Genomic DNA, 12,103 nt, shown 5'->3' on the forward strand with positions numbered 1-12,103 from the left:
CTCTGCCGGGCGACCGGCCCGGCGGGGATGTCAGTGTCGTGGCATAGGCTTCAAAACGTGGAGCCCGACCTCTTTACCGCAGCAGCCGAAGACCGCCAGGAGAAGGACCCGTCCAGCAGCCCACTGGCTGTCCGGATGCGCCCCCGCACCCTCGACGAGGTCGTCGGCCAGCAGCATCTGCTCAAGCCGGGCTCGCCACTGCGCCGCCTGGTCGGCGAGGGGAACGGCGGGCCGGCAGGCCCGTCGTCGGTGATCCTCTGGGGCCCGCCCGGCATCGGGAAGACGACTCTGGCGTACGTGGTCAGCAAGGCCACCAACAAGCGCTTCGTCGAGCTCTCCGCGATCACCGCGGGCGTCAAGGAAGTGCGCGCCGTCATCGAGGGCGCCCGCAGGGCCACCGGCGGCTACGGCAAGGAGACCGTCCTCTTCCTCGACGAGATCCACCGCTTCTCCAAGGCACAGCAGGACTCCCTGCTGCCGGCGGTGGAGAACCGCTGGGTGACGCTGATCGCGGCGACCACCGAGAATCCGTACTTCTCGATCATCTCGCCGCTGCTGTCCCGTTCGCTGCTGCTCACCCTCGAATCGCTCACCGACGACGATCTGCGCGGGCTGCTCGGGCGCGCCCTGGCCGACGAGCGGGGGCTCGGCGGCGCGGTGACGCTGCCGGAGGAGGCCGAGGCACATCTGCTGCGGATCGCGGGCGGCGACGCCCGCCGGGCGCTGACCGCACTGGAGGCCGCGGCCGGTGCCGCGCTGGCCAAGCAGGAGAAGGAGATCAGCCTCCTGACCCTGGAGGAGACCGTCGACCGCGCGGCCGTCAAGTACGACCGGGACGGCGACCAGCACTACGACGTGGCGAGCGCGCTCATCAAGTCGATCCGCGGCTCCGACGTGGATGCCGCGCTGCACTACCTGGCCCGGATGATCGAGGCGGGGGAGGACCCCCGGTTCATCGGGCGACGGCTGATGATCTCGGCCAGCGAGGACATCGGCCTCGCCGACCCCACGGCGCTGCCCACCGCCGTCGCGGCCGCCCAGGCGGTCGCCATGATCGGTTTCCCGGAGGCGGCGCTCATCCTGAGCCATGCCACCATCGCCCTGGCTCTCGCCCCCAAGTCCAACGCGGCGACGCTGGCGATCTCCGCCGCCCAGGAGGACGTGCGCAACGGCCTGGCGGGGCCTGTCCCGGCCCATCTGCGCGACGGCCACTACAAGGGCGCCGCCAAGCTGGGCCACGCCCAGGGCTATGTGTATCCGCACGATGTCCCCGGCGGCATCGCCACCCAGCAGTACGCACCGGACGCGGTGCGCGACAAGCACTACTACCGTCCCACGCGCTACGGCGCGGAGGCACGCTACGCGGATGTGGTGGAGCGGGTCCGTGAGCGGCTCGGCCGCACGGCCGGCGACGGCACCGGCCCGTCCGCGGGCTGAGGCCGCACGGGGCGGCGCCCCCGTTCAGTGCGCCGCGGCCTCGAAGAGCGTGTACATGGCGTCGCGCAGTTCGTCGGCGTCCCGCACCGGCGCGGGGAACTCGAAGCGGACGTCGTAGCACTGCCCCCGGTCCTCGCACAGCCGCAGCCGCAGCCCGTGCCGGTCCAGCGCGAGCGGTACGACGGAAGGCAGGTGGGCCGGGCAGCGGCCCTTCGTCCGTTCGCCCAGCAGCCCGCACAGCGAAGCCAGCTGCTCGCCGTGCGCCGTGTGCAGATGCTGCAGCAGCTCCGCCTCGTACCCGATCAGCGGATCGGGTGCCGCGTCCCGGAATGCCTCCGGCCCGACCTCTTCGGCGCCCCACAGATCGTCGACGTACGCCTCGCCCGTCTCCAGCCGAAGCGTCATCCGGCCGGGCCCCGACAGGCCGGGTACGGCGGTGAGCCGCCCCGAGACCCACGCGCGGCCGCGGATCCGGTGCGGGACGGAGACCGGGGCGACGTCCGTGATCTCCAGCACGGCCGTCAGCTCGTCGTCCTCGGCGTGCGTCGCGGTCCGTACGGCCGGGGAATCGGCGGGGAGCTCGAGGAACAGATCGCCGTCGGGGCCGACGCTCGTGGCGAGCGGCATCAGCTGATCCGAGGCCGCCGTCGCCGGCCCGGGGATGAGCAGTACCGACGAGCAGGTACTCTGTACGAGAGTTCGTGTGCGCTCGGCTGCTGACGGCATCCGAGTGTTTTCAAGCCCGCTGGGACGCGGCTGACCACGATCTGATCGGTCCTCCGTCGTATCGGCACCCCGAGAGGTGTCGACGCTGTCAGTGCTGTCCGTGATGTGACTGGTGTTCCCCGGGCGAGACATGCGATCTCCTCAAGTAAGGTGAGCCTAACCTAACCTACAACGGAGGTCTGGAGAACGTGCCTAACCAGTCGCGTCCCAAGGTCAAGAAGAGCCGCGCGCTCGGCATCGCGCTGACGCCGAAGGCCGTCAAGTACTTCGAGGCCCGCCCCTACCCGCCGGGCGAGCACGGCCGTGGGCGCAAGCAGAACTCGGACTACAAGGTCCGTCTGCTGGAGAAGCAGCGTCTGCGTGCCCAGTACGACATCAGCGAGCGTCAGATGGCGCGCGCGTACGACCGCGCCAAGAAGGCCGAGGGCAAGACGGGCGAGGCGCTGGTCGTCGAGCTCGAGCGCCGTCTCGACGCGCTGGTCCTGCGTTCGGGCATCGCCCGCACCATCTACCAGGCCCGTCAGATGGTCGTGCACGGTCACATCGAGGTCAACGGTGGCAAGGTCGACAAGCCGTCGTTCCGCGTCCGTCCCGACGACATCGTGATGGTCCGCGAGCGCAGCCGCGACAAGCACCCCTTCCAGGTGGCCCGCGAGGGTGGCTACGACACCGACGGTGAGACCCCGCGCTACCTGCAGGTGAACCTGAAGGCCCTGGCCTTCCGCCTTGACCGGGACCCGAACCGCAAGGAAATCCCCGTGATCTGCGACGAGCAGCTCGTCGTCGAGTACTACGCCCGCTGATCCAGGCGTAGCCGCTCTCACCAGCGCTCAGGCCCGCCCCTCCCGGATGTACGGGAGGCGGCGGGCCTGAGCGTTTTCCCGTGGACCCGGCAGCGTCCCGGGCAGCCGCTCCGGAGTGTCCGCGCGGCCCGCGGGGCCGTTCGCCAGAGCCCTGGCCACCGCCGCGTCCGGATCCAGCAGCCCGCCCGCGCGCAGCCCCGCCTCGTACCGGCTGTCGCCCAGCTCCCGCCGGGCCAGCTCCTCGCAGCGCGCCCGGGGCTGCCCGTAGTGCACCGATCCGAACAGTGGCAGCCCCACCGATGGCCAGATCCGGTCGGCGGCTCCCTGGAGAACCGCGGCCTCCGCCGGATCGCCCTCGACGGCGGTGATCAGTGCCAGCAGCTCCAGGGCGAGCGTCGAGCCGAGCAGATCGTGGAAGGCGTGACTGATCGCCAGCGACTGGCCGAGCAGTTCCCGGGCCCGCTTCGGCCGGTCGCGCTGCAACGCCGCGAAGGCCAGCACATACAGCGCGTACGACAGGGCCCACCGCTCCCCGTGGTCCTCGCAGATCTCCCTCACCTCGTCGCAGATGGCGGCCGCCCCGTCCAGATCGCCCTGGAAGCCGACCGCCATCGCGAGTTCGATCTGGGCCATCAGCACATTGCTGTTCAGCTCGCCGAGCTCCCGGTAGCGGCGCAGCGCGTCGTCCAGCAGCTCCTGGGCCCTGGCCATGTCGTCGGTGACGAGCGCCAGGCATCCCGTCCGGTGCACCGCGTACGCGAGCGCCGTGGAGTCACCGGCCCGCTCCGCCTCGTCCCGGCACTCCTGCAGCGCGGAGACCGCACCGACCGGATCGCCCTGCAGCACGGCCACGTACCCGAGCACCCACAGAGCCTTCAGCCGCGAGGAGTCGTACGGGGTGTCCTCCTCCAGTACGTGGTCCAGCCAGCGGCGGCCTTCCGAGAGCCGCCCGCAGCCCACCCAGAGGAACCACAGGGTGCCCGCCAGATACTGCGCGAGATGGGCCTCGCCCGGGATCTCCAGCGAACACTCCATCGCCTGACGCAGATTCGGCAGCTCGCTCTCGGCCCGGGCGGCCACCTCGCCCTGGCGCGGGCTGAACCAGTCGAGCTCGCACCAGGTCGCCAGCCCCAGGAACCAGTCCCGGTGCCGGCGCCGCAGCCGGTCCGTGTCATCGGTGGCCGCCAGCCACTCGGCGCCGTACTCCCGCACCGTGTCCAGCATCCGGTAGCGGGTGCCGTGTGCCGAGTCCTCGCGCAGCACGACGGACTGCGCCAGCAGCCCGGAGAGCACGTCGAGCACCGACTCGGCCGGCAGATCGGCGCCGGTGCAGATGTACTCGACGGCCTCCAGGTCGAACTGTCCGGCGAAGACCGAGAGCCGCGCCCAGAGCAACCGCTGCTCCGGAGCGCAGAGTTCATGGCTCCAGCCGATGGCCGTGCGGAGCGTCTGGTGGCGTGCCGGCGCGCTGCGGCTCGAACCGGTCAGCAGCCGGAAGCGGTCGTCCAGGCGTTGCAGGACCTGGACGGTGGACAGGGCGCGCAGCCGTCCGGCGGCCAGCTCCAGCGCGAGCGGGATGCCGTCCAGGCGGCGGCACAGCTCCAGCGTGGTCGAGCGGTTCTCGTCGGTCAGCCGGAAGTCCGGCCGTACGTCGACGGCCCGCTCGGCGAAGAGCAGCATCGCGTCCTCGTCCGTCATCGGCGGGAGCGGAAACACGACCTCCCCGCCCAGCTCCAGCGGCAGCCGCCCGGCGGCCAGCACTCGCAGGTGCGGAGCCCGGCGCAGAAGTACGCGTACGAGTTCGGCGCAGGCGTCCACCAGGTGCTCGAAGCCATCGATCACCAGGAGGAGCCGACGCCCGGCCAGGTGCTCGACGAGGGTCGTGCGGGGCGGTCTGCTGGTGTGGTCGGTCAGGCCCAGGGCGTCGACCAGAGCGTGTTCCAGCAGTTCGGGGTCGTGGACGGCGGAGAGCTCGGCCATCCGGACACCGTCGCAGTACCGTTTCTCCAGAAGTGCGGCGATCCGGGCGGCGCAGCGGGTCTTGCCCACGCCGCCCACGCCGACCATGGTGACGAGCCTGGACTCGTCCAGGAGCTGAGCGAGACGGACGAGTTCGTTCTCCCGTCCCACGAATCTGTTCAGTTCCGCCGGGAGATGTCCGGGCGCGGTGGGGGCACTCGGATCGTGGGGGGACGGAACGGAGCGCTGGGGGCGTCGCATGAGACACGCAGAGTACTGGCCCGAAAGCTCTCCGTACAATCTCCTTATGGCAACGCCCGTCTTTTCCGCGGGTAATGCGGTACGGGGTGCGACCACCGGCGCGATAGGCTCGGGGGACGACGACCGGCCGCTGCGACGGCCGTCGCCGGAGAGACAGACAGAGACAGCGACAAGCTAGAGAGCGGTGCACTGTGTCCGGTGGAGAGGTGGCCGGGATCCTGGTGGCCGTCTTCTGGGCGATCCTGGTTTCGTTCCTCGCCGTCGTGCTGGTGAGGCTGGCCCAGACGCTCAGGGCGACCACCAAGCTCGTGGCGGACGTGACCGAGCAGGCCGTCCCGCTGCTGGCCGACGCCTCCGCGACCGTGCGTTCCGCGCAGACCCAGCTCGACAAGGTCGACGCGATCGCGACGGACGTGCAGGAAGTCACCTCGAACGCCTCCGCGCTCTCCACCACCGTCGCCTCGACCTTCGGCGGCCCGCTCGTCAAGGTCGCCGCCTTCGGTTACGGGGTGCGGCGGGCGATCGGCCGCAGGGCCGACCCCGAACCGGAACCCGCCCGCCGCGCGGTGGTCGTCGGCCGCACCGTGCCGTCCGCGCGCGGACGGAAGCGCAACGGCAGAAACTCCCGCGGATCGAAGGACTGACGCAGCCATGTTCCGCCGTACGTTCTGGTTCACCGCAGGCGCCGCCGCCGGTGTCTGGGCCACCGCCAAGGTCAACCGGAAGCTCAAGCAGCTGACCCCCGAGAGCCTCGCGGCGCAGGCCGCGGACCGGGCGATCGAGACGGGGCACAAGCTCAAGGACTTCGCCCTGGACGTCCGCGAGTCCATGGCCCGCCGCGAAGCCGAACTGGGCGAGGTGCTGGGCCTGGAGGCGCCGGTCGACCAGGACCTCCCGATCCGGCGGCACTACGTCGTCGAGGCGTCCGAGCCCGTCGGACCCGAAAGGTCCCTCGGGGCCACCGAACACCGCAAGCTCCCCTACAAGTCGTACAACCGGAATGAGGACCACTGATGGAGTCGGCTGAAATTCGTCGCCGCTGGCTGAGCTTCTTCGAGGAGCGCGGTCACACCGTCGTCCCTTCGGCGTCGCTCATCGCGGACGACCCGACTCTGCTGCTGGTCCCCGCGGGCATGGTTCCGTTCAAGCCGTACTTCCTCGGCGAGGTCAAGCCGCCCGCCCCGCGCGTCACCAGCGTGCAGAAGTGCGTCCGTACGCCGGACATCGAAGAGGTCGGCAAGACCACCCGGCACGGCACGTTCTTCCAGATGTGCGGCAACTTCTCCTTCGGCGACTACTTCAAGGAAGGCGCCATCGGCTACGCCTGGGAGGCTCTGACGAGCTCCGTGGCGGACGGCGGCTTCGGCCTGGACCCCGAGCGGCTGTGGATCACGGTCTACCTCGACGACGACGAGGCCGAGGCCATCTGGCGGGACAAGATCGGTGTGCCGGCCGAGCGCATCCAGCGGCTGGGCAAGAAGGACAACTTCTGGTCCATGGGCGTCCCCGGACCCTGCGGCCCCTGTTCCGAGATCAACTACGACCGCGGCCCCGAGTTCGGCGTCGAGGGCGGCCCGGCCGTCAACGACGAGCGGTACGTGGAGATCTGGAACCTGGTCTTCATGCAGTACGAGCGCGGCGCCGGTGACGGCAAGGAGGACTTCCCGATCCTCGGCGACCTGCCGTCGAAGAACATCGACACGGGTCTGGGCCTGGAACGCCTCGCCATGATCCTGCAGGGCGTACAGAACATGTACGAGACCGACACCCTGCGCGTCGTCATGGACCGGGCCACCGAGCTGACCGGCGTCCGGTACGGCGCGGACCACGGCTCGGACGTCTCGCTCCGCGTGGTCGCCGACCACATCCGTACCTCCGTGATGCTCATCGGCGACGGCGTCACGCCGGGCAACGAGGGCCGCGGCTACGTGTTGCGCCGGATCATGCGCCGGGCCATCCGCAACATGCGGCTGCTGGGCGCCACCGGACCGGTCGTCAAGGACCTGGTCGACGTCGTGATCGAGACGATGGGGCAGCAGTACCCGGAGCTCATCACCGACCGCAAGCGCATCGAGACCGTCGCCCTCGCCGAGGAGGCCGCCTTCCTCAAGGCCCTCAAGGGCGGCACCAACATCCTCGACACCGCCGTCACCGAGACCAAGGCCGCCGGCGGCAGGGTCCTCGCCGGCGACAAGGCGTTCCTGCTCCACGACACCTGGGGCTTCCCGATCGACCTCACCCTGGAGATGGCCGCCGAACAGGGCCTCTCGGTGGACGAGGAGGGCTTCCGCCGCCTGATGAAGGAGCAGCGGGACCGCGCCAAGGCGGACGCCCGCGCCAAGAAGACCGGCCACGCCGACCTGTCCGCCTACCGCGAGGTCGCCGACAGCTCCGGCGCCACCGACTTCACCGGCTACACCGCCACCGAGGGGGAGTCGACCATCGTCGGCCTCCTCGTCGACGGTGTGTCCTCCCCGGCCGCGTCCGAGGGTGACGAGGTCGAGGTGGTCCTCGACCGCACCCCGTTCTACGCCGAGGGCGGCGGCCAGATCGCCGACCAGGGCCGGATCAGGCTCGACACCGGCGCCGTCATCGAGGTCCGCGACGTCCAGAAGCCGGTTCCCGGCGTCCACGTCCACAAGGGTGTCGTCCAGGTCGGCGAGGTCACCGTCGGCGCTCCGGTCCTCGCCTCGATCGACGTCAAGCGCCGCCGTGCCATCGCCCGCGCCCACTCCGCCACGCACCTCACGCACCAGGCCCTGCGTGACGCACTCGGCCCGACGGCCGCCCAGGCCGGTTCCGAGAACCAGCCCGGCCGCTTCCGCTTCGACTTCGGCTCGCCGAACGCCGTTCCCGGCTCGGTCATGACCGACGTCGAGCAGAAGATCAACGACGTGCTCTCGCGCGAACTCGACGTCCAGGCCGAGGTCATGTCGATCGACGAGGCCAAGAAGCAGGGCGCCATCGCCGAGTTCGGCGAGAAGTACGGGGAGCGCGTCCGGGTCGTCACCATCGGCGACTTCTCCAAGGAGCTCTGCGGCGGTACGCACGTCCACAACACCGCCCAGCTGGGCCTGGTGAAGCTGCTCGGCGAATCGTCCATCGGATCCGGTGTGCGTCGCATCGAGGCCCTCGTCGGCGTCGACGCGTACAACTTCCTCGCCAAGGAGCACACGGTCGTCGCCCAGCTCCAGGAGCTGGTCAAGGGGCGTCCCGAGGAGCTCCCGGAGAAGATCGCCGGAATGCTCGGCAAGCTGAAGGACGCCGAGAAGGAGATCGAGAAGTTCCGCGCGGAGAAGGTCCTCCAGGCCGCCGCCGGACTGGTGGAGTCCGCCAAGGACGTACGCGGCGTCGCCCTGGTCACCGGCCAGGTCCCCGACGGCACGACGGCCGACGATCTCCGCAAGCTCGTCCTCGATGTCCGGGGCCGCATCCAGGGCGGCCGTCCGGCCGTCGTGGCCCTGTTCACCACGGCCAACGGCCGCCCGCTGACCGTCATCGCCACCAATGAGGCCGCCCGCGAGCGTGGTCTCAAGGCCGGAGACCTGGTCCGTACCGCGGCCAAGACCCTCGGCGGCGGCGGTGGCGGCAAGCCGGACGTCGCCCAGGGCGGCGGCCAGGACCCGGAGGCCATCGGCGCCGCGGTGTCCGCCGTCGAACGCCTCGTCACCGAGACGGCGTGACGACGGGAATGACGCAGATGCGCCGCGGTCGTCGTGTCGCGATCGACGTCGGGGACGCCCGGATCGGGGTCGCCTCGTGCGACCCCGACGGGATTCTCGCCACGCCGGTGGAGACCGTTCCGGGACGTGATGTCCCGGCGGCCCACCGGCGGCTCGGACAGATCGTCGAGGAGTACGAGCCGATCGAGATCATCATCGGCCTGCCGCGGTCCCTCGGCGGCGGTGAGGGACCCGCCGCCGCCAAGATCCGGGTCTTCGCCCAGGAGGTCGCCCGCGCGGTCGCACCCATTCCGGTGCGACTGGTGGACGAGAGGATGACCACAGTTACGGCCAGTCAGGGGCTGCGCGCTTCGGGCGTGAAGTCCAAGAAAGGCCGATCCGTCATCGATCAAGCTGCCGCTGTGGTGATCCTTCAGAACGCTCTGGAGTCCGAACGCGCGTCGGGCCGGGCCCCGGGCGAAGGCGTCGAAGTGGTTGCCTGATCGCGATACGGTAACGTTCCGCGCGATGCGGCGGTGCTTCGAACAAACACCGCACAGCAAGAGACGGAACGTCGTCTCGCGGCTCTAGGGGATCGATGACTGAGTATGGCCGGGGCCCCGGCTCCGAACCGTGGCATCCCGAGGACCCCTTGTACGGGGACCAGGGATGGGGAGGACAGCAGTCTGCCCACGGCCAGAACCAGTACGGCGGACAGCAGCAGCCCTACCCTCACGATCCGTACGGGCAGCAGCAGCCGCAACAACCTCAGGACCCGTACGCGCAGCAGCACTACCAGCAGCAGCCCGGCTACGGAGTCCCGCAGGACCCATACGCGCAGCAGCCGCAGCAGCCGCAGTACGACAACGGTGGCTGGGACACGGGGCAGCAGCCCGCCGCGGTGCCGTACGACCCCCAGCCGGCGGCCGACCCGTACGGCGGGGGACAGGGACAGGGCGGCTACAGCGAGACGCACGACTACTACGGCACGCCGGAGGCCTATCCGCCGCCGCAGCCCCCGGGCCGTCGTGAGGCCGCTCCCCAGCAGGCCCCGACGCAGACTCCCGACTGGGACCCGGAGGTCCAGCCGGAGGAGACCCACCCGTTCTTCACGGGCGCCGACGACAACCGCGACCGCGATGACAACGGCGACGGCAAGGACGACGACTACGACGACGACCCGCGTGAGTCGCGCCGCGGCAGCCGCGGCGGCAACGAGCGCCGTGGCAAGGGCAAGAAGAAGAGCCGCAGCGGCTGTGCCTGCCTGGTCGTCTCGCTGGTCCTGGTCGGCGGCCTCGGCGGGGTGGGCTACTTCGGCTACTCGTACTGGAAGGACAAGTTCGGCGCGGCGCCCGACTACGCGGGCAGCGGCTCGGGGTCGGTCGAGGTGGAGATCCCCAAGGGCGCGTTCGGGTCCGACATCGGCAACATCCTGAAGAAGCAGGGTGTGGTCAAGAGTGTCGACGCGTTCGTCTCCGCGCAGACCGAGAACCCCAAGGGGAAGTCGATCCAGGCCGGGGTGTATCTCCTTCACGAGAAGATGTCGGCGGCCGAGGCCGTGAAGATGATGGTCGACCCGAAGAGCCAGAACCTTCTCGTGATTCCCGAGGGGTTCCGCAATGTCGCCGTCTACGACCTGGTCGACAAGAAGCTGGGCCTCAAGAAGGGAACGACCAAGGGGATCGCCAAGTCCGATGCGTCCGACCTCGGTCTGCCGGACTGGGCGAGCGACAACAAGGACATCAAGGACCCGCTCGAAGGATTCCTCTACCCGGCCGCGTATCCGGTCACGAAGGAAACCAAGCCGGAGGCGATCCTCAAGAAGATGGTCTCGCGGTCCAACGAGGAGTACGAGAAGCTCGACCTCGAAGGAACCGCCAAGAAGTACAAGTTGGACGGCCCTTGGCAGGTCCTCACGGTCGCCAGCCTGGTTCAGGCGGAGGGGCTCACGCACGACGACTTCCGCAAGATGGCCGAAGTCGTCTACAACCGCTTGAAGCCCGACAACACTGCCACGAACCGCAAGCTCCAATTCGACTCCGCTTTCAATTACCTCAAGAAGCAGAGCAAGATCAAGATCAGTTCGAATGAGATCCTGACCAACCCGGACCCCTACAACACCTATTACCACGCGGGACTTCCGCCGGGTCCGATCAGCAATCCGGGCGATGAAGCCCTGCGGGCCACGCTCAGTCCCACCGGTAACGGGTGGATGTACTTCATCTCGCTCGACGGCAAGAAGACCCAGTTCACCAAGACGGCCGCCGAGCACGAGAAGCTCAACGACAAGTTCAAGGAAAAGCATGGCCTCGGCTGACGGGCGCCACCGGGCCGCCGTTCTCGGCTCCCCGATCGCCCACTCGCTCTCCCCGGTCCTGCACCGGGCCGCTTACGCCGAACTCGGCCTCGACGGCTGGTCGTACGACCGGTTCGAGGTCGACGAGCAGGCGCTGCCCGGCTTCATCGAGGGCCTGGACAACACGTGGGCCGGGTTCGCGCTGACCATGCCGCTCAAGCGCGCGGTCATCCCGCTGCTGGACGAGATCAGTGCGACCGCTTCCTCGGTCGAGGCCGTCAACACGCTGGTGTTCACCGAGGACGGCCGACGCGTCGGCGACAACACGGATATCCCCGGCATGATCGCCGCCCTGCGCGAGCGCGGCGTCGAGAAGACCGAGTCCGCCGCCGTGCTCGGCGCCGGAGCCACCGCCTCGTCCGCGCTCGCGGCGCTCTCGCAGATCTGCACGGGACCGGTCACGGCCTACGTCCGCAGCCGCGAGCGCGGTGACGAGATGCGCGGCTGGGGAGAGCGGCTCGGGGTCGATGTACGGATCGCCGACTGGGCGGAGGCCGCACAGTCGCTGCGCGCCCCGCTGGTCGTCGCGACGACCCCGGCCGGGGCCACCGACGGGCTGATGGATGACGTGCCGGAGCGTCCCGGCACGCTCTTCGACGTGCTGTACGAGCCCTGGCCCACCGGACTCGCGTCCGCCTGGGCGGCTCATGGCGGCCCAGTCATCGGAGGTCTCGATCTCCTGGTGCACCAGGCCGTTCTCCAGGTCGAGCAGATGACGGGCCGTTCCCCGGCGCCGCTGGCCGCGATGCGCCGGGCCGGCGAGCAGGCGCTGGCCGCCCGCTGACCGTCCTTCCGACCCGCTGATCCGTCCGTCTGATGGACCGGCGGCGGGCCGGGGCCCCGGACCGTGGGAGGATCGAGGGCGGCGGGCCAGGGCCGCGCACCCGGTCGCGCCGTCG

Annotated in this window: 9 protein-coding genes and 1 pseudogene; 8 read left to right on the top strand and 2 right to left on the bottom strand. The window is 70.0% G+C overall.

The annotated features are described in order from the left end of the window. Window positions 1-57: 57 nt before the first annotated feature. On the top strand, window positions 58-1,437 hold the full coding sequence (locus tag OHA19_RS32700) for a replication-associated recombination protein A (protein WP_405710758.1): 1,380 nt from the start codon (window positions 58-60) through the stop codon (window positions 1,435-1,437). 24 nt (window positions 1,438-1,461) lie between these two features. Here OHA19_RS32700 and OHA19_RS32705 read toward each other — a convergent pair whose 3' ends face one another. After that, window positions 1,462-2,163 (bottom strand): DUF2470 domain-containing protein, encoded by a 702-nt coding sequence (locus OHA19_RS32705; protein WP_405710756.1) that lies wholly within the window; start codon window positions 2,161-2,163, stop codon window positions 1,462-1,464. Window positions 2,164-2,351: 188 nt separating this feature from the next. Between OHA19_RS32705 and rpsD the strand changes: the two genes are divergently transcribed. Further along, a complete protein-coding gene (gene rpsD, locus OHA19_RS32710; protein WP_093541052.1) occupies window positions 2,352-2,966 on the top strand; it encodes a 30S ribosomal protein S4 in 615 nt (204 codons plus the stop codon). A gap of 17 nt (window positions 2,967-2,983) precedes the next feature. Here the strand turns inward: rpsD and OHA19_RS32715 are convergent. After that, window positions 2,984-5,186, bottom strand: a pseudogene (locus tag OHA19_RS32715) (ATP-binding protein). A gap of 206 nt (window positions 5,187-5,392) precedes the next feature. Between OHA19_RS32715 and OHA19_RS32720 the strand changes: the two are divergent. From OHA19_RS32720 to OHA19_RS32745, 6 genes are all read left to right on the top strand, one after another. Continuing rightward, complete coding sequence (locus OHA19_RS32720) at window positions 5,393-5,830, top strand: DUF948 domain-containing protein (protein WP_405710754.1); 438 nt, start codon at window positions 5,393-5,395, stop codon at window positions 5,828-5,830. 7 nt (window positions 5,831-5,837) lie between these two features. Beyond that, window positions 5,838-6,200, top strand: a complete 363-nt coding sequence (locus tag OHA19_RS32725) for a DUF6167 family protein (protein WP_405752508.1) — start codon at window positions 5,838-5,840, stop codon at window positions 6,198-6,200. Further along, window positions 6,200-8,869: an alanine--tRNA ligase gene (gene alaS / locus OHA19_RS32730; protein ID WP_405710750.1), complete on the top strand. Its 2,670-nt coding sequence runs from the start codon at window positions 6,200-6,202 to the stop codon at window positions 8,867-8,869. Before OHA19_RS32725 ends, alaS begins: the two co-directional genes overlap by 1 nt. Then, window positions 8,866-9,351 (top strand): Holliday junction resolvase RuvX, encoded by a 486-nt coding sequence (gene ruvX / locus OHA19_RS32735; RefSeq protein ID WP_405752511.1) that lies wholly within the window; start codon window positions 8,866-8,868, stop codon window positions 9,349-9,351. Before alaS ends, ruvX begins: the two co-directional genes overlap by 4 nt. A gap of 95 nt (window positions 9,352-9,446) precedes the next feature. After that, window positions 9,447-11,165 (top strand): endolytic transglycosylase MltG, encoded by a 1,719-nt coding sequence (gene mltG / locus OHA19_RS32740; protein WP_405752514.1) that lies wholly within the window; start codon window positions 9,447-9,449, stop codon window positions 11,163-11,165. Then, window positions 11,152-11,988, top strand: a complete 837-nt coding sequence (locus OHA19_RS32745) for a shikimate dehydrogenase (protein WP_405710745.1) — start codon at window positions 11,152-11,154, stop codon at window positions 11,986-11,988. Before mltG ends, OHA19_RS32745 begins: the two co-directional genes overlap by 14 nt. Window positions 11,989-12,103: the final 115 nt, after the last annotated feature.

The sequence above is a fragment of the Streptomyces sp. NBC_00012 genome (assembly GCF_045040875.1).
Lineage (GTDB): Bacteria > Actinomycetota > Actinomycetes > Streptomycetales > Streptomycetaceae > Streptomyces.